Source organism: Methanosphaera sp. WGK6, assembly GCF_001729965.1.
GTDB lineage: Archaea > Methanobacteriota > Methanobacteria > Methanobacteriales > Methanobacteriaceae > Methanosphaera.
In genome coordinates this window covers 136,494-156,847 of record NZ_JRWK01000003.1, presented here as the reverse complement: position 1 = coordinate 156,847, position 20,354 = coordinate 136,494, and the positions used below count along the sequence as shown (strand labels likewise).

Genomic DNA, 20,354 nt, shown 5'->3' with positions numbered 1-20,354 from the left:
CGCTTGATTATTATAATATACTATATTGTAGTTAATTGTTATCAATAGTTATTCATTTATTATTTTAAATACTAATAATTTAACAAAGTGTTATCTAATCCACTAATTGTTTATCTACAAATTTATAAGATATTTTTTGATTATTTATGATACTTATTATTTTTTCTTTAAATTCTTCCATATCATCTATGATTAAATAATTCTCTGATTTAAATAATAGTTCATGAATTATATTACCAATAATATCATCATACCCCGATTTTACTTGAATAATTAGAGAATCATCATGTCTAAATCCTTTAAGCACTACTTTATCTAAGTCACCATCAGTTATTCCAATAATAGGAATACTAAAACGATATAATATATCTGATGATAATAGTGTTGTATCATCACCTATTGTAACTAATAAATCAATGTCTTTGTACTTGTAAATATCTTCCGCTGCATGATCTAGGAACATTACTTTTAGTTTATCTTTTCGTTCATGATTTATAATTCTAGGATTTATATTTTCTGATTTTCTTAGTAATCCTGTTTTTATAATAGCCTTGGATAAATCAACATCCCCTAATTTTTCTAAGCCATGTTGTTTAATAATTCCACCTTTCATTTCTATAATTTGATTATTTTCTGAAATTATTGTTAAATTATTTGATGTAACCTTCCCTATAATTATACCATTTAACATTATATTTTCCTCAGGGGATACACCTGCAACTTTTCGTTCAATTCTATTATTTTCTCTACTATAACCAGTTAAATCTTCAACTAAATCAATTACTTCATCATAATTAGTTATAGGTAATTTTAAATCATGAGCAATCCTTTTTATTAAGTTAATATCTGAGAATTTATTCCATTGAATTATAATACCATCACTTTCTCCAGGACGTTCTATTTGTACTAAATTAACCTGTTTACCAACATTATTTAATACTTTATATCCAAATGTATGACCTGTAACTGTGGATTTTCCATAATTTAGTAAGAATAAAATATCATTGTCTTCAGACAATAATTGTATAGATTGACTTGGTAGTAATTTATCTTCAATATTAATTATGTCTTCTAAATTAGCATCAATAACAGCAGTTCGTCCCATTGTTCCACCAAGTCTACATGAAACTTCACCATAATTAGATAAAATACCTATAATTCGTTTTGCTTCTCCTGTGTCAATTATTCCAGGACCATGAACTATTATTCCAATTTTTAAACTCATAATACCCTCTATTTTTTTTAATGATTACTTCTTGCTTTCATACGTTTTCTAATAATTGGTGATCCACATACATCACATTCTTTTTCTGTACTGTCAGAGGGATATTTTTTTCTACATCCTTTACAAATTCTCTGCCATTGAATTGTTTTTTTAATACCTTCAGTACGTACAGATTTAAACTTAAGATTAAGTAATTTTAGTACATTCTGCATTGAATAATCATCAGTGACAGTAATTACATCATGACCTTCTTTTTTATATTTAAGTGCTAATGCTACTATATCCTTATCAGTAGCCGAAAGTCTCATTAAATCTCCACTAGATAATAATACATCCTGAATATCCTTTTCTTCATTGAAGTTTACATTTTCAATTCTTATAATTCCTTCATTAATACAGTTATTTAATAACATTTCTGTATTAATATCCCTAATTTCAGATACTGTTGAGGATGTCATTAGATTAAGTGAATCTTTAGAATAAAAACCATTGATTAAACCTGATGCATCTAAAATATATATCTTCATTAAATAATTCCCCATAACTTTTATTAGTATATCTAATATTATTTAGTATTTTAATAGTTTAATTATTTTGATAAAAAAATAGTATTAGAACTATAATAAAATAAAGTATAATTGTAAAAAATTATAACATCCAAATAACATATATATTAGTATTATACATTATGTTTTAACAATTCATAATATAATTATTTAAAGTGATTAATATGCGTTTATTAAATGAATTAATTGGGAAAGAAGTATTAGACAATTCAGCATCAATAATGGGTAAAATTAAAGATGTAGAACTGGATACATCAACCAATAGACTTGAATCACTTATTGTTACAAAAGGTGGAATAAGTGAAAGTATTGGTATATCAAAAAATGAAATTATCGTTCCATTTGAAATGATAAACCGTATTGGTGATAAAATAATCCTCAAACAAGCAATAAACGATGCAGAATTAGTAATTGAAGAATTAGAAAATGAATTATAAAAAAAGGGTTTGAAATGACAGATTACAAAAGCAAATTAATAGAATTATTAAAAAATAATAATGTAATAAAATTTGGAAAATTCACATTATCCTCTGGAAAAGAAAGTGATTACTATGTTGACATGAAAAAAGCAATAACAGAACCAGAAATTCTCGAATGTGTAGCTCATCTAATAACAGAACAAATACAAGATGACAACATAGATAAAATAGCAGGACCTGCATTAGGTGCAGTACCAATTGCAACAGCAACATCATTAATATCAAAAAAACCAATGTTAATGATTAGAAAAGAAAAAAAATCATATGGTACTAGTAAACAAATTGAAGGAGAATTACTTGAAAATGATAATGTAGTTATTGTTGAAGATGTAACAACAACAGGAGGCTCATTATTAAAAGCTATAAAAGTAATTGAAGAAAATGGTGGAAATATCACACAAGCTTTTGTAATAGTTGATAGAGAAGAAGGTGCACAAAAAACATTTGAAGAAAACAATGTACAATTTAAACCATTATTAACAATAAGTGAATTTAAACAATACTTAGATGAATAAATAATATAAATAAGTATTAATATAAAATAAAAGTTAATAAAAGAAAAGGAAAGTTATACAGAAGTGATTAATATGAATGCAAAAGATATCTTTGGAATGAAAATAATAAGTAAAGATGCAAAAGATGTTGCAAAAGTAGCTGAAATAAGTTTCAATGTTAAAACATACGAAGTAACTAAAATAATTGGTTCTCTTGGAAATCCTATAAATAAAAAATATTACAATTTAACTTCAGAAGACCTTGAAATAGTTGGAGATTACATTTTACTTAACAAAACAAAAGATGATATATCTGGAAATATCTTTGAAAAAATACCTGAAGATGAAGAAGACAATCTTAAAATAAATAATGCTATAGGTAAAACTGTTCTAGATTCACAAGGAAATGAAACTGGAAAATTACTTAATATAGACATTGACTTTGAAAAATTAAAAGTTACTAATTTAACTATTGGAAAACCATCTTCATTCGGAAAACCAAAAAATACAACCATACTTAACAAAGATGACATCATAGGTATTGGAGATTATATCTTAATCAATAAAATAATAAAAACTGAAGATGAACCAACACCAGACGAAAACAATGATTCAGAAGAAGATACTAAAGAAAAAATTAATGTGAATATAGAATAAAAAAAAATTATTCTAAACATTCTTCTTTTTTAAAGTAATTTTTTTAACTCATTTAAATTAAATTTTATAAAATCAACAGCCTTAGGATCTGCTAATAATTTATACTGTTTTTTCTTTGTTTTAGAATAAGCAATTTTCATAACGGATTGTAATTCTGAAACCTCTGATTCTAATATAATATTCAATTTTTCCCTATTTTCAGGACTTAAACTTTCTAGATTAGATAATACTATTGATTTGAATTTAGATACTACATTAGTATTTCTTTTTATAGTTGTACCTAAAATAAATGAAGGTACCATTGTAAATAATGATTCATATTGTTTAACATCATCATATGTTATTTTTTTATCACTCATTTTTTCACCCTTCCAAACTAATAATCAAAGTTAGAATATGAATCTTAATTATACTAACTTTTTATTAATATTAATTATCTATTTTAAAATTAAATATACTTGTATTATATAATTACATTATCTGTTAACTTATTATTGATTAAAACAATATTATGAATTTAATAACTAAATATTCTCCTTAATACAACAAATTAATTAAATACTTTCTATATACTATTAATTAATGAAAAAATAAATAGGAAGTAAATACATGATTTGGGATGAACCAATTGAATGCATGTCATTAGATGACATGAAAGAATTACAATTAAAACGCCTGCAAGAAGTTGTTACAACTGCTTTTAATAAAGTACCATACTACCATAAAAGATACACCGAAGAAGAAGTATATCCTGAAGACATAGAAACTCTTGAAGATATTGAAAAACTACCATTCACAACAAAAACAGACTTGAGAGCTTCTTATCCTTTCGGATTATTTGCAGTACCACAAAAAGAAATAGTAGAAATACATACTTCAAGTGGAACAACTGGAAAACCAACAGTATCAGGTTATACTAAAGAAGACCTAGACACATGGAGCGAAGTTATAGCTAGAGGATTAACCATGATGGGTGTAGGTGAAGATGATATTATCCAAAATACTCATGGATATGGTTTATTTACTGGAGGATTTGGAGTTCATTATGGTGGACAAAAAGTAGGTGCAACAGTAGTACCTATATCTACAGGACAAACTCTAAGACAAATTGAATTACTAAAAGATTTCAAAACATCAGTATTAATTTTTACACCATCCTATGGATTACATATAGCAGAAGAATTAGAATCAATGGGAATAAAACCAGAAGATTTAAATCTTAATGTAATTGGTTTTGGTTCTGAAAGTTGGACTGATGAAATGAGACAACAAATCGAGGAAAAATTCAAAACACCAGCATACAATATATATGGCTTAACTGAAGTTATGGGACCTGGTGTTGCTATGGAATGCTCAGAACAAGACGGACTTCATTTATATGAAGATCATTTCTACCCAGAAATAATTGATCCAAATACCATGAAACAATTACCTGAAGGTAATGAAGGAGAACTTGTCTTAACAACACTAACCAGAGTTGGGATGCCATTAATCAGATTCCGTACAAGAGATATTACAGACATACACCATGAAAAATGTGGTTGTGGTAGAACTCTTATAAAAATGGGTAAAATCAGAGGAAGAACAGATGACATGCTTAAAATTAAAGGAGTTAGTGTCTTCCCATCACAAATTGAAAAAGCATTATTATCAATTAAAGGTGTTGAACCTCATTATCAAATCATATTAACAAGACCAGATGTGTTAGATCAAATAGAAGTTAAAGTTGAAGCATCCCCTGATATTTTCTTTGATAATGTAAAAGAATTAGTAGGCATAAGAGACAAATTAGCTCAAGCAATACATGACGAAATTGGTTTAAGAGTTAATGTAACTCTTGTTGAACCTAAAACAATTGACAGAGTAGATTCAGGAAAAGCAGTACGTGTAATTGATAAACGAAATGAATAAAAAAAAGGGATATGATTATATGAATATGTATGTAAATCAATTATCTATCTTTTTAGAAAACAAAGAAGGTAGAATGTTAAATGCACTTGATATTATTGAAAAACTGAATGTTAATATACGCGCATTATCTATTGCAGATACATCAGAATTTGGAATTCTAAGATTAATTGTTACAGACCCTATTAAAGTTAAAGATGAATTAGAAAAAAATAATTTCATAGTTAAAATAACAAAAGTATTAGCAGTATCTATTAGTGATGAACCTGGAGGACTAAATGAAGTTCTCAGAGTACTTGAAAAAAATAATATTAACCTCGAATACTTATATGCATTTGTTGAACAGAAAACATATAATGCTATTGTTATATTAAAATTAGAAGATATGGAAAAAGGATTAGAAATATTAAAAGAAGGAAATTCAAATATTATTTCTCCTGAAGAAATATATTCAATATAATATCCTTCTTACTACTTTTTTTTATTTACAAGAATTATATCCATCTTCAAATGCTTTTATATTAGTTTCAATTGATTTTGGTGGTAAATTTTCTTTCATTGTATCAATTATTTTATCAACATCTAACGGGAATGATGATACTGCAGCAGCACCACCCAACATTGCCATATTCATGGATAATGGATGTCCAGCAGTTAATGCTATTTTATTAGCATCCATACTATATACTTCTTTGACTTTATCAGATAATTCTGCTAATATAGCATCCACTTCCGGATAATCAACATCTTGCTGATTTATCGTGGAGGGAAGTACAGGCGATGTGTTTACTATTACAATAGTACTTTTATTTGTTTTTTCTAAAGCCCTAAGTGCTTCTACTGGTTCAAATGCTAAGACTAAATCAGAAGTTCCTTTTTGAATTATAGGACTTTTATCATCACCTATTTTTAATTCAGTGGACACCACTCCTCCTCTTTGAGACATTCCATGTATTTCACTCATAACTACATTCATATCTTCTTTAAGAGCAGTTTCTCCTATAACTATAGATGTTTTAATAATTCCTTGTCCACCAATACCACAAATATAAATATTATATGCCATGTTACCTACTCCTCTTTATGTATTGCATCTGTTGGACATACGTTTATACATACTCCACATTTAGTACATGCTTGATTAATTCTTATTTCACCATCGATTTCATTGATACTTGGACATGCTAATTGATTTGTACACTTATTACAATGAATACATTTATCACTATCCACTTTAATTTGATAATTTCTTGACCTTATCTCTTTCTTATTAATTAGAACACAAGGATGTTTAGCAATTATTACTGATACCCCATCATAAGATAAAGCTTTTTGATATAAATCAATCATTTCATTTACATTCATTGGATCAATTGATTCTACAAAACCAACACCAATTGATTTTACTAATGATTCAATGTCAATAGCAGGGGCTTCATCACCCATCCCATCAATTGGAATTCCTGGATTTGTTTGTCCACCAGTCATTGCAGTTATTCTATTATCAAGTATTACAAGTGTAAATTTCATTTTATTATGTATAGCATTTATAAGAGGTGGTATTCCAGCATGGAAAAATGTTGAATCACCAATAAAGCTAATAATAGGTTGATTATCAGTTGCTTTACTAAAACCACAGCTTGCCCCAACACTTGCACCCATAGACATTAAATAATTTGCCATATTATATGGAGGTGCTATTCCTAATGTATAACATCCAATATCTGATGGATGAATACTTTCAACATCCAAATTCATTTTATTAATTGTTTGTCTTGCTGCATAGAATGAAGCCCTATGTGGACATCCAGAACATAAGTTTGCTGGCCTAGAAGGTAATTGAATTTCTGAAGGTGCATTTACTTCAATTTCTTCTGCATCAAATGAAAGTAAATTTTGTAAAGCTTCATATAATATATCTGGAGTATATTCTAAAATTTCAGGTAAAGAACCATCTTTTTTACCATGAATAATAGTATTAATATTATTCAACCCTGCTACAGCTAATGTTTCCATTTCATTTATTGGATCAACTTCTTCAACAACTAATACTTCATCATTATTTTCTAAAAAATCTTTTACTAAATCTTCAGGGAATGGATGTGAAAAGCCTAGTTTTAAAATATTTACACTTAAATCATGTTGATTTATAACATCAGCAACATAATTATATGCCCCACCCGAAGTAATTACTCCAATATTAGCCCCATTATCATATACCTTATTTAATGGACTTTTATTTGAAATTTCTCGTAAATCATGTATTTTTTCTACAAGATTTTTATGCATAACTCTTGCTATTTCTGGTACTGGTACATGTAAACCTTTATTTTCATAAGTACTACTAGTTATAGTATTTTTAGTGTATTCATCTGTTTCAACAATACCCCTCATATGAGATACTCTCGTAGTTGTTCTTATGATAACTGGTATATTATATTTATCTGAAATATCATATGCATAATGGATAAAATCTTTTATTTCCTGTGGATTTGATGGTTCAAATATAGGTATATTTGCTTGTCTTGCAAAATGTCTAGTATCTTGTTCATTTTGTGATGAAAATGTTGAAGGATCATCAGCTACTAAAATTAAAAAGCTTCCCTCTACACCCATATAAGCACTAGTCATAAGTGAATCTGCTGCCACATTTACTCCAACATGTTTCATAAATGAAAATGTACGTAACCCTGAACTTGCAGCAGATGCTGCTACTTCTATTGCTACTTTTTCATTTGCTGAAAATTCAAAGTAAATATTGGCATCTTTTGCTATGTGAAATAAAATATCCCCAATTTCAGATGATGGAGTTCCAGGATATGTTGCTGCTAAGGAAACTCCAGCTTCAAGAACACCTCTTACAGCCGCTTCATTACCTAACATGAAACGTTTTTTACCTTTTTCTGAATCTAGTAATTCATTTATATTCATATTACTTACTCCTTATAAATAATTAACTTTGTTAATAAATGTAAAAAAATAGTTAATTAAAAATGATGAAAAATTAATAATTAATAATTACAATTATATTACTATATTTATCTTATAAAATATTTAAGTTATAATACATAAATATATGAAATCATAAAAACACATAAATTAAAATTATAAAAGTTAAAAAAAAGATAATATTAAATATAAAAAAAATAATGAAAATTTTTTAAATAAACAAAATTTCACGAGAAATTATTATTCTTTTATACTGAATTTAATTAGGGGTAGTATATGATTACTGTTAACGTTAAAAGATATGATCCTAAAAAAGAAGAACATTATATGGAATCATATGAAATTGAAAAAACAAATAAAATGAAAGTTTTAGATGCGTTACAACAAATAAATAATAAATATGATGCAGAAATTGCTTATAGATATTCTTGTAGAGCAGGACAATGTGGATCCTGTGCAATTAAAGTAAATGGAAAAGCAAAATTAGCATGTAAAGCTGAAATTAATGACAATGATACATTAGAACCATTAGATTTTAAAGTTATTAAAGATTTAATTGTTGATCGTAGTACATTAAATGATGAAACAAATAATCTTAATTTATATATGGCTTCAATAGATTCTAATGAAACTGTAAGTGAACCTGCAATTATAAAACCAGAAGAATACAAAAGAACAGAAGCATTAAGAGGATGTATTGATTGTTATTCATGTATTTCTATGTGTCCTGTTATTCAAAAAACTGAAAATTATGTAGGCCCTTATTTTATGAGAGCATTATCTGAAATTTCATTTGATCCACGAGAAGATTTTTCTCGAAATGAAGATGCTATAGATGCTGGTATTTATTATTGTACCTCTTGTGGTCAATGTTCTATAACTTGTCCAAAAGAAATAGATATCTATGGAAAAGCTATTGAAAAATTAAGAGCACAAATATGTACTGAAAAAGAAGGTCCATTAAAAGAACATAAAATAATAAGAGAATATGTTCATGATACAGGTCGTAGTGTTCAACCAACAGGCGAAGGAAAATATCCTGAAGGATTTGTTAAATCATATAATCAAACACATAAGTTTGAAGAAAAACCTAAAATTGCATTCTTCACTGGTTGTATGATAGATAATCGGCTACCATGGATTGCAGAAAATCTTATTACTATTCTAACCAAACTAGGTTATGAAGTAGATATACCTGAAGAACAAGTATGTTGTGGTTCACCTTTACTAAGAACAGGACAAACTGAAATTATACCAAATTTAGTGAAGAAAAATTATGAAATATTTAAAGAATACGATATTGTACTAACAGTGTGTGCTGGTTGTGGTTCAACACTTAAAAGAAATTATCCTGAATATGGTGCAAATCTTAATGTAATGGACATTACTGAATTTTTAGATGGAAAATTAAATTCAGAAGATATGAAAGAATTAGATATTAAAGTTACATACCATGACCCATGTCATCTTATAAGAGGACAAGGAATTAGTAAACAGCCACGTAATATCTTAAATAATTTAAAAGGTGTTGAATTCATTGAAATGGCAAAACCTGATCAATGTTGTGGTGCAGGTGGAGGAGTAAAATCTGGAAAACCTGAACTAGCAGAAGCTTTAGCAGATGATAAAGTAGATATGATTAAAGAATTAGATGTGGATTATGTTGTTACAAATTGTCCTTTCTGTGAATTTAACATACAAGATTCATTAACTAAAAACAATATGAACACATCCATTATTAACTTAATGGAATTAATAAAAAGAGCATATGAATAAATATGCTTCTTATATTATATTTTTTTTAAAAAAAAAATAATCAATATAACACAGCAGTTCCATTAACACTTACTAAAATTGTATTACCCATAGTACCACCTAAATTACTATATTTTATTCTAACATTTAAAATAACATTAGCCCCCATAGCCTCAGCTTTTTCTATCATACTATTAATTGCTATTTCTCGTGCTTTTTTTAATTCTTTTTCATAAGTAGAAGTTCTACCACCAACTACATCACGAACTCCTGAAAAAATATCTTTATACACATTAGCACCTATTAAACCTTCACCATTCACTATACCATAGTATTTTTTAACAGATTTTCCTTCAATATTAGGTGTTGTTACAAGTTTCATTATTTATCATCCATATAGTTGAATTATATAATAATATATGTTGAGAAGTAATATAAAATTAGTTACAGTTAAAAAAAAAGAAAAATAGGATAAAAAAACTAATAATTATCCCAAGAAAATAATGATAAAATTCCAGATAATAACAGCCATACACCAATAACATAACCTAAATGTACTGGATTAATAATAAATGTACCAACAATAATATATAAAATACCAAAAAGTACATCAATAATTCCCATAATCAACACTGGTTTAAATACCTTAGCAGTTATAATATGAGAAATACCTGAAATTATCATTATTATTCCTAAAATATATATAACATAGCTTGCAAGCATTGTTACATCTGCAGGATCAAACATTAAAAACCAACTGAGAATTAAACAAAGAACAGCAAGAATTATAGATAAATAACCCAAATATTTACTAAATATAAATTTACCAGTTGATGTTATGAACAATACTAAAGCAACCATTAAAAACATGAAACCTGTGATAATTCCAACAGTCATTGTTGAAACTAGAGGAAATGATATTGCTATAAGTCCTAGTAATAAAAGGATTACTGCATTTAAATTAATATTAAAATTTGATGGTAATTTCATGAATTATTAACCTCCATAATTTAATGATTAATTATTAAATAGTAATAATATTTAAATTTATATTATATTACATCAGTAAATACCCCTCCATTGAAAAAAGAGCATCCTCCAAAAAAAAATCTAAAATTAATTGAAAAAAAAATAATTTAATAAAAAATTAGTTTTATCCACACGTTAAAACATGAAAAATAATACACTATTTAATAATTACATCCATAATTTTTTTACAGTAACATCACACCCCCAAATTATTTTAAAAATATCATACAAATATAAATATAGTGATTCTATTTGAAAATTTATACAGTATTTGTTGAACCAAAAACATCTGGAAATATTGGATTTCTTGCAAGATGTATGAAAAATTTTGGATTAAAAAAACTAGTTTTAATTAATCCATGTAAACTAGAAAATGACGCATATTATCAAGCAATGCATGCTCGAGAATTAGTACAAGATGCATTGATATATGATACTCTTGATGAGTTTATAAAAGATAATGAAATAACTTCAGTTGTAGGTACTACAGGTACTCCTGGAGGAAGTTATAATGTACCACGCATCCCAATTACACCAGAAGAATTAGGAAAAACAATGCAAATAAATGGTAATATTGCACTATTATTTGGACGTGAAGGTGATGGACTTAGTAATCATGAATTAGAATCTTGTGATGTTTTAGTTACGATTCCTACAAGTGATGAATACCCCATAATGAATATTACACACGCTGCTACAATTATTTTTTATGAAATATTTAAAAATAAGAAAAGTTACCCAATAGATAATATAGATATTGCAAGTTATGAAGATAAAGAAATATTACTTCAACTAACAGACAATATTATCTCAAAATTAGATTATGCAGAACATAAAGAAAAACAAGTGAAAATTCTTGTTAAACGAATAATAGGAAGAGCATTTATGGTAGGACGTGAAACACGAACCCTTCGTGGAACATTAAAACGTATAGATACCAGAATCAAAAAGTCTCATGAGGAATAGACCTATGGCAATACTTAGTGACATCGATATAAAAAAATATTTAGATGAAGATAAAATTGTAATTGATCCCATACTCGATGAAAAACAAATTCAACCATCATCAGTAGATTTAAGAATAGGAAATGAATTCAAAGGATTTAAAATAATCAGTAAACCATACATAGACCCCTTTGACAATACTGATTTAGAATCATATATGGAATCATTTACAATAGATGATGAACAACCATTCATAATACATCCTGGTGAATTTACCCTTGCAACAACACTTGAAACCGTGAAACTACCAGATGATATTGTTGCACGTGTAGAAGGTAGATCATCCATGGGAAGATTAGGTATTACAATGCATGTAACAGCAGGTTATATTGATCCAGGATTTGAAGGTAAAATAACACTTGAAATATCCAATATTGGAAAAATGCCTGTTGCATTATATCCTAAACAAAGAGTATGTCAAATAGTATTTGAAACTATGACCTCACCATCTGCTAAACCATATGGCCATAAAGAACGAGATAGTAAATATATGGGACAAACAGGACCACAAGTAAGTAAAATAAAAGAAGACTTTGATATAAAACAAGGAGGAAAATAATGGGAAATGAAGAAATGATGAGTATATCAAGAAAAAGAGGATTTTTATATCCATCTTTTGAAATATACTCAGGAGTAGCAGGATTTTATGATTACGGGCCATTAGGTGGTGTTCTTAAAAATAATATAATGAATCTTTGGAGAAAATACTATGTTTCACAAGAAGGATTCTATGAAATAGAAGCACCAACAATTATGCCAAGAAATACATTAAAAGCATCAGGTCACGTTGATAACTTTACTGACCCTATGACCCAATGTACTGAATGTAACGAAGTATATAGAGCTGATCATATAATCGAAGCAGCAATAAATAAAGAAGTAGAAGGTCTTCCAGATGAAACTTTAACAGAAATCATTGAAGAAAACAATATTGTATGTGATAACTGTGAAGGAAAACTAGCTCCTGTACAAAGTTATAATCTAATGTTTAAAACACAAATAGGTGTAAGCGGAAAACAAACAGGATATATGCGTCCTGAAACAGCGCAAGGAATATTTATTGCATTTAAAAGAATAAGTAGATTCTACAAAGATAAACTACCATTTGGTATAGTTCAATTAGGTAAATCATATAGAAATGAATTATCCCCAAGACAAGGAGTAATAAGACTAAGAGAATTTACTCAAGCAGAAGCAGAAATATTCGTAGATCCTTCAGATAAAAGTCATGAAAATTATTCTACAATTGAAGACTATGAACTAAGATTATATAGTCAAAAAGAACAATTAAATGAAGAAGAACCAATACAAATAAAAGTTAAAGATGCTATTAAAAATAACATTGTATCAAGCGAAATGTTAATATATCAAATAGTTATTGCACGTAAATTCTTAACTGATATTGGAATTCCTGAAGATGCAATACGTTTCAGACAACACTTACCTGATGAAATGGCCCACTATGCTATTGATTGCTGGGATGCTGAAGTTAAAACTGACCAATATGGATGGGTAGAAATTATAGGTATTGCAGATCGTACTGATTTTGACTTAAAATCACATATTGCACATAGTAAAGAAGATTTATCCGTATTCAAAGAATATGAAACTCCGAAAACAGTGACAGTGACCAAACCATCCTTTAATATGAAAAAATTTGGTCCAACATTCAAAGGAGATTCTGCAAAAGCTAAAGAAATACTTGAAAAAACAAATCCAGATATAATTAAATCCACATTTGAATCAGGACATAAATATGAATTTGAAATAAATGATACTCAATATGAAATAGATGATTCATTTGTAACATTTGAAACAAAAGAAGAACAAATAAGAGGAGAAAGAATAGTACCTCATGTAATTGAACCATCATATGGTATTGACCGTATAATTTATTCAACATTACTTCATTCATATACCGAAGATACTTCTGAAGAAGGAGAAACAAGAGCATACCTTAAAATACCAGCTAAAATAGCTCCAATAAAAGTTGCTGTTCTACCATTAGTAAACAAAGAACCATTAGTAGATATTGCTCGAAATATTGAAAAAACGTTACGTAAAAACAACATAATCACAACATTTGATGGTAGTGGAACTATTGGTCGTAGATATGCACGTGGTGATGAAATAGGAATTCCATTTGCAGTAACCATAGATTATGATACTGTTGAAGATAAAAAAGTTACAATACGTAATCGTGATACCTTTGAACAAAAACGAATAGATATTGAAAAATTACCATTAATTATAACTGAACTTATTAATGGATTTTCTAAATTTGAAGAAATAAAAGAATAAGTGATTGATATGATTATTGATGCTCATATGCATGCCGATACTAGACCACTTGAAAACTTTAAAGATATAAAAATGGCTGGTGTTGAAGCAGTTATTGCCTGTGCACATGATCCTTTAGAAATGAATCAATCTAATGTTACAATTGAACATTTAAATAGGATTGTATACCAAGAACCTAAAAGAATAGCTAGGCATGGTGTCACAGTATATGCAGCAGTAGGTGTTCATCCAAGAGCAATTCCTATTGACTACACAAAAGTTATTGAAAAACTTCCAGAATATATGATGGAAAAACATGTTATTGCAGTTGGTGAAATTGGTATAAATTCAACAGCAAAACTAGAACAAGAAGTATTTGTAGAACAATTACAATTTGCTGATGAAAACAATTATAATGTGATTGTACATACACCAAGAACAGATAAAGCAGAAGTAACTAAAACAACTATTGAATTAATTGATAATAATATTAATCCAAAATTAGTTCAATTAGACCATGTTGATTTTTCAATAGTTGACATGATTATTGATAAGAAATATACTCTTGGTATAACAGTACAACCAGAAAAAATGTCTGTAGATGATACTGTACGTATGCTTGATAAATATGGTTTTGATAAATTTGTATTGGATAGTGATATGAGTTCTGCTCCATCAAATCACATGTCGTTACCAGAGACTAAACATAGCTTAGAAGTAAATGGTTTTAAAAAGAGTGATATTAACAAAGTTTTATATAAAAATATTGTTGATTTTCATGATTTGAAAATTTAAAACTATTTATAACTTTTTTTAAAAGAAATAGAATTAATATTTAATATTGTAAAAAATAAAAAGAGAGAAGTACTGATTTTTTTTAAATTCAGAATATTTATTGTTTTAATAATAATATATCTTCTGGTGTTACAACAACAACATTTTTTGTACTGCCTAATAAAACAACATTTGCATTTGTTGTGGTTTTAAAAGCTCTGAATGTTGAAGCAACTTTTTTGAATTCTGAAGCTCGTCTTTCTTGAATATATTTTAAATCCAAAATTGCTGGAACACCTGTTTTATTAACATTATCTAATTCATCAGATAATGCACTAAGTGATTTAACTTTAACTAATCTTATTGTATCTATTGTATTTACAGGATCTATTTCAATTAAATCATCATCATGATCTACTACAATATCTTCATAATCATCATCATAAGACTTTTCTATAGATGATACAACATTATCATCAATCATTTTTTGGTTATTATTGAAATTTGGTTCCATACTATATTCATCAGTAAAATCATTGACCGATTTTTTTATATTAACTGTGAAATCTTTAATTGAATTTTCCATTATTCTTCACCCACATAATCTAAAACTGTTTTAATTAATCTGGTTATTCCACCATTTGAATCTGTATGTAAGTCCACTGTTGGTAAATTAAATTCTGATTCAATTTCTTCTAATGAAGTTTCTGGAGAATTTCTTCTATTTATTGATAATCCAATTACTTTTGTTGGTTCTACTGCTTCAACAGCGTTTAATTCTGTAGCTATACTTACTGGTTCCCTAAATGGATGATTTGGTCTATGACATAATATTACAGCATCAGGCATTGCTCCAAACAATATTGATGCAGATAATCCTTTTGGATGTGGATTTCCTGTTTCTGTTAAACTAGCTTGACCTTCTATAAATATTATATCTGCATCTTCATTTTCTTCCATGTATTTTACAGTTCCCATAATTGCAGCAGGAACATCCATTACAGATAGACTACCTGCTCTGAAATTAATATCTGTTGGTTCATCTAATCCCATTTCATCTGTTGAAAATATGATTGCATTAAGTCCTAAATCTTTAGCAGCTTTTCCTAGTTTTCTAGTAGTTGTTCTTTTTCCAGATTCTTGTGAAGTTCCACCAACATATATTACTGGTTTTTTATGCATGTATGTTATTTTTGGTAGTACTTCTGTTACTTTCTCAGGTGCTTTTCCCATTACTTTTTCAACATTATCTAATCTTGAACTAATTTGTTTAATTTGAACGCCTTTTTGTTTTGCAAATTTTATTAAAGAAGGGTTTTCTTCTAAAGGTAATGATCTAAATGATGCTAATACATTTTGTCCAAGATCTATTGCTTGAACAGCATATTTTAGTGCGGCACCTTCAGCTCCTATAGGTAGCATTATTGCAACTGTTTTTGAATTAGTTTCTTCAACCATTTTTTTTAAGTCAGAACCTACTATATGTCCACAGAAATCTTTTCCTTGTTTTTGTTCTGAATCATCTAAGAAACCTGCTGTTTCTACACCTGAAAAGTTAGAGAATTTTTCTCCTCCACCTCCAGCCCCAATTATTATAAATGGACTTAAGTCATTGAATTCTTTACTAGATTTAATTGAATACAAAAAATCACTTCTCCAAAAAATTTTATTTAAATAAAAAAATATATCTTATTTGTATATATTTAGTTTTATAAACAATGTAATTTAAATTATACTATTAATATTAAAAAAAAATACTGAAAAATTGATGGTTAGAATAAAAGTTTAAAAAGAATAAAAGTAAGATTAGTATCTTATTTTTCCAATATGTCTTGTACTTCCAGGGTCTTCTCCATTATATATGGATAAGTGATATATGAACCATTCTAATGGTATTATTAATCCGAATGGTGTTAATAATGGGTCTATATCTGCATAATCTTTTAAATCAAAAATTATGGAATTTACTTCTAAATCTTCACAGAATGTTATTGCTCTTTTTGTTACATCATCAAAATCATCATCTGATTTTAGGAAGACAACTGTAACATCTTTTTCAACACGTTCTATTAAACCATGCCTAAATTCTCCAGAATATACAGGACATGCATGTTTTAGTGATCCTTCCATGAACATTGTCATTGCTAATTTATAAGCCAGTCCAAAGTTTAATCCACTACCCATACAATAGAATAAATCAACATCTTTATTTGTTTTAGCCATTTGTTTTGATTTTTCTTCTGTATTATTGATTAAATTTTCAATAATATCTGGAATTAAATCTAGCTGTTCTAAAACTTTTTGAGATCTTTCTGTTTTCACCATATTAAATAATATAACATATAAGGAAAATAATTGAGTTACATATGTTTTTGTACCAAGTATTGCTAATTCTTCACCACATCTTGTGATAATTGTATCATCTGCTTCTTTTGCCATTGAACTATCTTCAATATTAGTGATTGATACTGTTTTTATATTGTATTTTTTTGCTTTTCTTAGTGCTGCAAGAGTATCTGATGTTTCACCTGACTGAGATGTTAAAATAACACCCACATTACTGTCTTTTTCTAAATATTGATAATCTACAAAATCAAAACCTGTTTGTACATCAATGTTTTTTGTAGAAATAGATTTCATTGCATCTTTTACAGTATAACAAGTTGATAGTGAACTTCCACAACCAATTAAAAAAATCTTATCAAATTTACTGAATTCTTTGGATATTTGTTCCATATGTTTTTTCTCTGCATCGATTGTACGTCTTAAAGAGATTGGTTGATCCTTAATTTCATGATACATTCCATATTCCATAGACACTTGTCTCCATTATATTATTAAATTATACTTTTAGTAACCCTGTGAAATATAATTTTTAATTTAATAAATTTCAATATTTTTATATATATTATTTAACTTATTTAAAATTTTCATATAAATAAACTACGCTCTTAATTTATATAATAAACTGAATTAAATTAGAATAATTAATCTAAAAAATTATTTGCTTTCTTAGTTATTTTAATAATATCATATATTTGAAATAAATATAATATTACAAATATTATTTCCAAGAATAGTGTAATAAGATTAATAGATATTGGATAACATATCATGTATTCTCCACCAATGAATAGAAAATTAAAAAATAATAATGGGAAAAGCATTAAAAACATTAAACCTTTATAAATCTGTTTCAAATAAAAATAACTAATTCCAGGTAATATAATAGCTAATATTAAACTAACTCTTAGTTTAAAAGTATTTGTTTGTTTTATATTAGTTAAATTTTTTCCACAATCAACACAATATTTTGTTTTATCATAATTTTCAAAATCACAATTGGGACATCTAATCATAAACATACACCTTAATATATTCCAGAAGATTTATACGTATTTATTATAATTAAAATATACACGACTAAATTAGTAATATACATAATATATACAAATAAAATTGAATTAAATAAATCCATCAACATATTTGTTAAAAAGACTAATGAAAAATTTATTAAAAAATAAAATAAACCTTTACGCCATTGTCTAAGATAACAAAATCCAAGACCAGGAATTAATGCTGATAATACTGTGGCTATAGATTGTTTTTTTGAGGATTTATTTAAATTACTCAGATAATTTTTTTGAGAAATAGGTTCATCAGCATATTCCAATAGTTCTTTCAAATCAGACTTTTCATCAGTACATAAAAAAGAATCATTCCAATTATTTAAATCAGATAAATTCTCTAATATTTTAGGAGTATCCATTACATGTTTATTGTCTAAAAGTAGTTTTTTAGAACAATGCATACAATACTTATTTTCATTTTTATTTGTATAACCACAATACTTACATATAACCATGAAACATCACATTTAAAATAATAATATATTTAATATTTATATAAATCTATACTATAAATAATAAAGAAATGGATTATATTATTATGGAAATTGATAATTTAATAGAAGTAACTTACATTTCAAGACCAAATCGATTTACTGTTGAATTTAAAGATAATAATAACAGAATAGATATTGCACACTTACATGATCCTGGACGTTTAAAAGAATTACTTATTCCAGAAACACCTATTTTAATAAAATTTATTCCCACTTATGAAAAAACAAGACGTAAAACCAAATATGATGTAATTGCAATTGAAAATAGAAATAATTGGATTTTATTAAATAGTAGTTATCATAACAAATTAGTTAACGAATTAATAAAAAATAAACAAATACAAAGTCTTGAAAGTTACCATATATTCAAATCAGAATATAGTTATGGAAATAGTCGATTAGATTTTTTATTAAAAAATAAAGTGGATGAAGAATTATACCTAGAAGTTAAAGGTTGTACCTTAGTTGAAAAACACTTAGCTAAATTTCCAGATGCTCCTACAAAAAGAGGAACAAAACATTTAAAAGAATTAATTTCAATAAAAAAGGAAGATAAGAATAGTGCAGTTATAATATTAATATTAAATAATTTTGCAAAAGTATTTACTCCAAATTATAATACTGATCCTGAATTTAGTTTAACATTAAAAGAGGCATATGAAATAGGAGTTATGATAATTCCATTCCATATAAATATTGTAAAAAGAGAAAATTCATTAAAATTACTAGCTGATAAAATATTACCTCTTAAATTAGAATAACAAGGTTGTTTGAAAAAATGAAATGTGATAGATGTTATTATGAAAATCCAGAGAATGTTACTTATTGTATAAATTGCGGTGAAAAATTACCCGAACCTGAAGAAGTAGAAGTATTTACTTATTTTAAACCCAGAACAAATCAGAATACTATGAATAAAAACCATGTCCAACAAAAAAATCATGATTATTATCGTGTTGAATATAAAGGACCTGAAAAAAAAGAAGACAAACCCATTATTTTAAAACCTAAAAAAAATCTAGCGATAGTCATTATTCTTAGTTTTTTCATGACCGGTCTAGGACATTTCTATCTAGGTAAATATAAACGAGGACTTATTTTTCTAATTATTGCAATTATATCAGGTTATCTATCTACAATTATACCCGAATTTATATACATAGTTATATTTAATGCAGGATATCAGATAATAGATTCAGTATTATGTTATAAACAATAATGATTAGAAAAATACCATATATGTATGTAAAATAAATTATATATGTTAAATAATATATAATATAAAAAAATTAATTATTTATAAGAACAAATATAAGAAATGAATAACTT

Annotated in this window: 24 protein-coding genes; 12 read left to right on the top strand and 12 right to left on the bottom strand. The window is 26.9% G+C overall.

The annotated features are described in order from the left end of the window. Positions 1–94: 94 nt before the first annotated feature. Positions 95–1,225 (bottom strand): DUF2117 family protein, encoded by a 1,131-nt coding sequence (locus tag NL43_RS02745; protein WP_069592514.1) that lies wholly within the window; start codon positions 1,223–1,225, stop codon positions 95–97. A 17-nt stretch (positions 1,226–1,242) separates the two neighbouring features. Beyond that, positions 1,243–1,752, bottom strand: a complete 510-nt coding sequence (locus NL43_RS02740) for a hypothetical protein (RefSeq protein ID WP_069592513.1) — start codon at positions 1,750–1,752, stop codon at positions 1,243–1,245. Positions 1,753–1,955: 203 nt separating this feature from the next. Between NL43_RS02740 and NL43_RS02735 the strand changes: the two genes are divergently transcribed. From NL43_RS02735 to NL43_RS02725, 3 genes are all read left to right on the top strand, one after another. Then, positions 1,956–2,228: a PRC-barrel domain-containing protein gene (locus tag NL43_RS02735; RefSeq protein WP_069592512.1), complete on the top strand. Its 273-nt coding sequence runs from the start codon at positions 1,956–1,958 to the stop codon at positions 2,226–2,228. A 14-nt stretch (positions 2,229–2,242) separates the two neighbouring features. After that, positions 2,243–2,785, top strand: a complete 543-nt coding sequence (pyrE, locus tag NL43_RS02730) for an orotate phosphoribosyltransferase (protein WP_069592511.1) — start codon at positions 2,243–2,245, stop codon at positions 2,783–2,785. Between the two features lie 72 nt (positions 2,786–2,857). After that, complete coding sequence (locus NL43_RS02725; RefSeq protein WP_069592510.1) at positions 2,858–3,421, top strand: PRC-barrel domain-containing protein; 564 nt, start codon at positions 2,858–2,860, stop codon at positions 3,419–3,421. 29 nt (positions 3,422–3,450) lie between these two features. On the opposite strand, the gene NL43_RS02720 is transcribed toward NL43_RS02725, so the two are convergent. Further along, complete coding sequence (locus NL43_RS02720) at positions 3,451–3,780, bottom strand: hypothetical protein (RefSeq protein ID WP_069592509.1); 330 nt, start codon at positions 3,778–3,780, stop codon at positions 3,451–3,453. Positions 3,781–4,030: 250 nt separating this feature from the next. Between NL43_RS02720 and NL43_RS02715 the strand changes: the two genes are divergently transcribed. Together NL43_RS02715 and NL43_RS02710 are read left to right on the top strand one after the other, a co-directional pair. Next, positions 4,031–5,332 carry a phenylacetate--CoA ligase family protein gene (locus tag NL43_RS02715; protein ID WP_069592508.1) on the top strand — a complete coding sequence of 434 codons (1,302 nt, stop codon included), beginning with the start codon at positions 4,031–4,033 and terminating at the stop codon, positions 5,330–5,332. A gap of 25 nt (positions 5,333–5,357) precedes the next feature. Beyond that, complete coding sequence (locus tag NL43_RS02710) at positions 5,358–5,789, top strand: acetolactate synthase (RefSeq protein ID WP_069592529.1); 432 nt, start codon at positions 5,358–5,360, stop codon at positions 5,787–5,789. Positions 5,790–5,810: 21 nt separating this feature from the next. On the opposite strand, the gene NL43_RS02705 is transcribed toward NL43_RS02710, so the two are convergent. Then, positions 5,811–6,395, bottom strand: a complete 585-nt coding sequence (locus tag NL43_RS02705) for an indolepyruvate oxidoreductase subunit beta (protein WP_069592507.1) — start codon at positions 6,393–6,395, stop codon at positions 5,811–5,813. Positions 6,396–6,400: 5 nt separating this feature from the next. Continuing rightward, the gene (iorA, locus tag NL43_RS02700; RefSeq protein WP_069592506.1) at positions 6,401–8,260 is read right to left on the bottom strand and encodes an indolepyruvate ferredoxin oxidoreductase subunit alpha; all 1,860 of its coding nucleotides are present in this window, start codon (positions 8,258–8,260) and stop codon (positions 6,401–6,403) included. Positions 8,261–8,554: 294 nt separating this feature from the next. On the opposite strand from iorA, the gene tfrB reads away from it, so the two are divergent. Next, complete coding sequence (gene tfrB / locus NL43_RS02695; RefSeq protein WP_069592505.1) at positions 8,555–10,054, top strand: fumarate reductase (CoM/CoB) subunit TfrB; 1,500 nt, start codon at positions 8,555–8,557, stop codon at positions 10,052–10,054. 40 nt (positions 10,055–10,094) lie between these two features. Here the strand turns inward: tfrB and NL43_RS02690 are convergent, their stop codons facing one another. Together NL43_RS02690 and NL43_RS02685 are read right to left on the bottom strand one after the other, a co-directional pair. Continuing rightward, on the bottom strand, positions 10,095–10,415 hold the full coding sequence (locus NL43_RS02690) for a YbjQ family protein (protein ID WP_069592504.1): 321 nt from the start codon (positions 10,413–10,415) through the stop codon (positions 10,095–10,097). A 98-nt stretch (positions 10,416–10,513) separates the two neighbouring features. Beyond that, positions 10,514–11,023 carry a DUF308 domain-containing protein gene (locus tag NL43_RS02685; protein ID WP_069592503.1) on the bottom strand — a complete coding sequence of 170 codons (510 nt, stop codon included), beginning with the start codon at positions 11,021–11,023 and terminating at the stop codon, positions 10,514–10,516. 291 nt (positions 11,024–11,314) lie between these two features. On the opposite strand from NL43_RS02685, the gene NL43_RS02680 reads away from it, so the two are divergent. The 4 genes from NL43_RS02680 to NL43_RS02665 are packed head-to-tail and all read left to right on the top strand — an operon-like array spanning position 11,315 to position 15,142. Next, entirely contained in the window at positions 11,315–12,028 is a 714-nt protein-coding gene (locus tag NL43_RS02680; RefSeq protein ID WP_069592502.1) for an RNA methyltransferase, read from the top strand. A 4-nt stretch (positions 12,029–12,032) separates the two neighbouring features. Then, on the top strand, positions 12,033–12,626 hold the full coding sequence (gene dcd, locus NL43_RS02675) for a dCTP deaminase (protein ID WP_069592501.1): 594 nt from the start codon (positions 12,033–12,035) through the stop codon (positions 12,624–12,626). Then, on the top strand, positions 12,626–14,368 hold the full coding sequence (gene glyS / locus NL43_RS02670; RefSeq protein WP_069592500.1) for a glycine--tRNA ligase: 1,743 nt from the start codon (positions 12,626–12,628) through the stop codon (positions 14,366–14,368). The genes dcd and glyS overlap by 1 nt, the downstream gene beginning before the upstream one ends. 9 nt (positions 14,369–14,377) lie before the next feature. Beyond that, the gene (locus tag NL43_RS02665; protein WP_084790351.1) at positions 14,378–15,142 is read left to right on the top strand and encodes a TatD family hydrolase; all 765 of its coding nucleotides are present in this window, start codon (positions 14,378–14,380) and stop codon (positions 15,140–15,142) included. A gap of 97 nt (positions 15,143–15,239) precedes the next feature. Here the strand turns inward: NL43_RS02665 and NL43_RS02660 are convergent, their stop codons facing one another. From NL43_RS02660 to NL43_RS02640, 5 genes are all read right to left on the bottom strand, one after another. Beyond that, positions 15,240–15,707 carry a hypothetical protein gene (locus tag NL43_RS02660; protein ID WP_069592499.1) on the bottom strand — a complete coding sequence of 156 codons (468 nt, stop codon included), beginning with the start codon at positions 15,705–15,707 and terminating at the stop codon, positions 15,240–15,242. Further along, positions 15,707–16,765: a DUF1611 domain-containing protein gene (locus tag NL43_RS02655; protein WP_069592498.1), complete on the bottom strand. Its 1,059-nt coding sequence runs from the start codon at positions 16,763–16,765 to the stop codon at positions 15,707–15,709. Before NL43_RS02655 ends, NL43_RS02660 begins: the two co-directional genes overlap by 1 nt. A gap of 162 nt (positions 16,766–16,927) precedes the next feature. Further along, the gene (locus NL43_RS02650; protein WP_069592497.1) at positions 16,928–17,935 is read right to left on the bottom strand and encodes an SIS domain-containing protein; all 1,008 of its coding nucleotides are present in this window, start codon (positions 17,933–17,935) and stop codon (positions 16,928–16,930) included. 173 nt (positions 17,936–18,108) lie between these two features. Further along, the gene (locus tag NL43_RS02645) at positions 18,109–18,480 is read right to left on the bottom strand and encodes a hypothetical protein (protein ID WP_069592496.1); all 372 of its coding nucleotides are present in this window, start codon (positions 18,478–18,480) and stop codon (positions 18,109–18,111) included. A gap of 11 nt (positions 18,481–18,491) precedes the next feature. Then, positions 18,492–18,986 carry a hypothetical protein gene (locus NL43_RS02640; protein WP_069592495.1) on the bottom strand — a complete coding sequence of 165 codons (495 nt, stop codon included), beginning with the start codon at positions 18,984–18,986 and terminating at the stop codon, positions 18,492–18,494. Positions 18,987–19,069: 83 nt separating this feature from the next. Here NL43_RS02640 and sfsA point away from each other — a divergent pair, with 83 nt between their 5' ends. Both sfsA and NL43_RS02630 read left to right on the top strand, forming a co-directional pair. Beyond that, a complete protein-coding gene (gene sfsA, locus NL43_RS02635; protein ID WP_069592494.1) occupies positions 19,070–19,786 on the top strand; it encodes a DNA/RNA nuclease SfsA in 717 nt (238 codons plus the stop codon). A gap of 17 nt (positions 19,787–19,803) precedes the next feature. Next, entirely contained in the window at positions 19,804–20,244 is a 441-nt protein-coding gene (locus NL43_RS02630) for a TM2 domain-containing protein (RefSeq protein ID WP_069592493.1), read from the top strand. Positions 20,245–20,354 lie beyond the last annotated feature (110 nt).

Bases quoted from the DNA above. Each gene is read 5' to 3' on its own strand.
- NL43_RS02630 (WP_069592493.1), top strand. From the start codon at position 19,804: ATGAAATGTGATAGATGTTATTATGAAAATCCAGAGAATGTTACTTAT.
- NL43_RS02685 (WP_069592503.1), bottom strand. From the start codon at position 11,023: ATGAAATTACCATCAAATTTTAATATTAATTTAAATGCAGTAATCCTT.
- tfrB (WP_069592505.1), top strand. From the start codon at position 8,555: ATGATTACTGTTAACGTTAAAAGATATGATCCTAAAAAAGAAGAACAT.
- NL43_RS02745 (WP_069592514.1), bottom strand. From the start codon at position 1,225: ATGAGTTTAAAAATTGGAATAATAGTTCATGGTCCTGGAATAATTGAC.
- NL43_RS02645 (WP_069592496.1), bottom strand. From the start codon at position 18,480: ATGATTAGATGTCCCAATTGTGATTTTGAAAATTATGATAAAACAAAA.
- NL43_RS02640 (WP_069592495.1), bottom strand. From the start codon at position 18,986: ATGGTTATATGTAAGTATTGTGGTTATACAAATAAAAATGAAAATAAG.
- NL43_RS02740 (WP_069592513.1), bottom strand. From the start codon at position 1,752: ATGAAGATATATATTTTAGATGCATCAGGTTTAATCAATGGTTTTTAT.
- NL43_RS02720 (WP_069592509.1), bottom strand. From the start codon at position 3,780: ATGAGTGATAAAAAAATAACATATGATGATGTTAAACAATATGAATCA.
- NL43_RS02690 (WP_069592504.1), bottom strand. From the start codon at position 10,415: ATGAAACTTGTAACAACACCTAATATTGAAGGAAAATCTGTTAAAAAA.
- NL43_RS02725 (WP_069592510.1), top strand. From the start codon at position 2,858: ATGAATGCAAAAGATATCTTTGGAATGAAAATAATAAGTAAAGATGCA.
- NL43_RS02665 (WP_084790351.1), top strand. From the start codon at position 14,378: ATGATTATTGATGCTCATATGCATGCCGATACTAGACCACTTGAAAAC.
- dcd (WP_069592501.1), top strand. From the start codon at position 12,033: ATGGCAATACTTAGTGACATCGATATAAAAAAATATTTAGATGAAGAT.
- pyrE (WP_069592511.1), top strand. From the start codon at position 2,243: ATGACAGATTACAAAAGCAAATTAATAGAATTATTAAAAAATAATAAT.
- NL43_RS02715 (WP_069592508.1), top strand. From the start codon at position 4,031: ATGATTTGGGATGAACCAATTGAATGCATGTCATTAGATGACATGAAA.
- NL43_RS02735 (WP_069592512.1), top strand. From the start codon at position 1,956: ATGCGTTTATTAAATGAATTAATTGGGAAAGAAGTATTAGACAATTCA.
- NL43_RS02710 (WP_069592529.1), top strand. From the start codon at position 5,358: ATGTATGTAAATCAATTATCTATCTTTTTAGAAAACAAAGAAGGTAGA.
- iorA (WP_069592506.1), bottom strand. From the start codon at position 8,260: ATGAATATAAATGAATTACTAGATTCAGAAAAAGGTAAAAAACGTTTC.
- glyS (WP_069592500.1), top strand. From the start codon at position 12,626: ATGGGAAATGAAGAAATGATGAGTATATCAAGAAAAAGAGGATTTTTA.
- NL43_RS02660 (WP_069592499.1), bottom strand. From the start codon at position 15,707: ATGGAAAATTCAATTAAAGATTTCACAGTTAATATAAAAAAATCGGTC.
- sfsA (WP_069592494.1), top strand. From the start codon at position 19,070: ATGGAAATTGATAATTTAATAGAAGTAACTTACATTTCAAGACCAAAT.
- NL43_RS02705 (WP_069592507.1), bottom strand. From the start codon at position 6,395: ATGGCATATAATATTTATATTTGTGGTATTGGTGGACAAGGAATTATT.
- NL43_RS02650 (WP_069592497.1), bottom strand. From the start codon at position 17,935: ATGGAATATGGAATGTATCATGAAATTAAGGATCAACCAATCTCTTTA.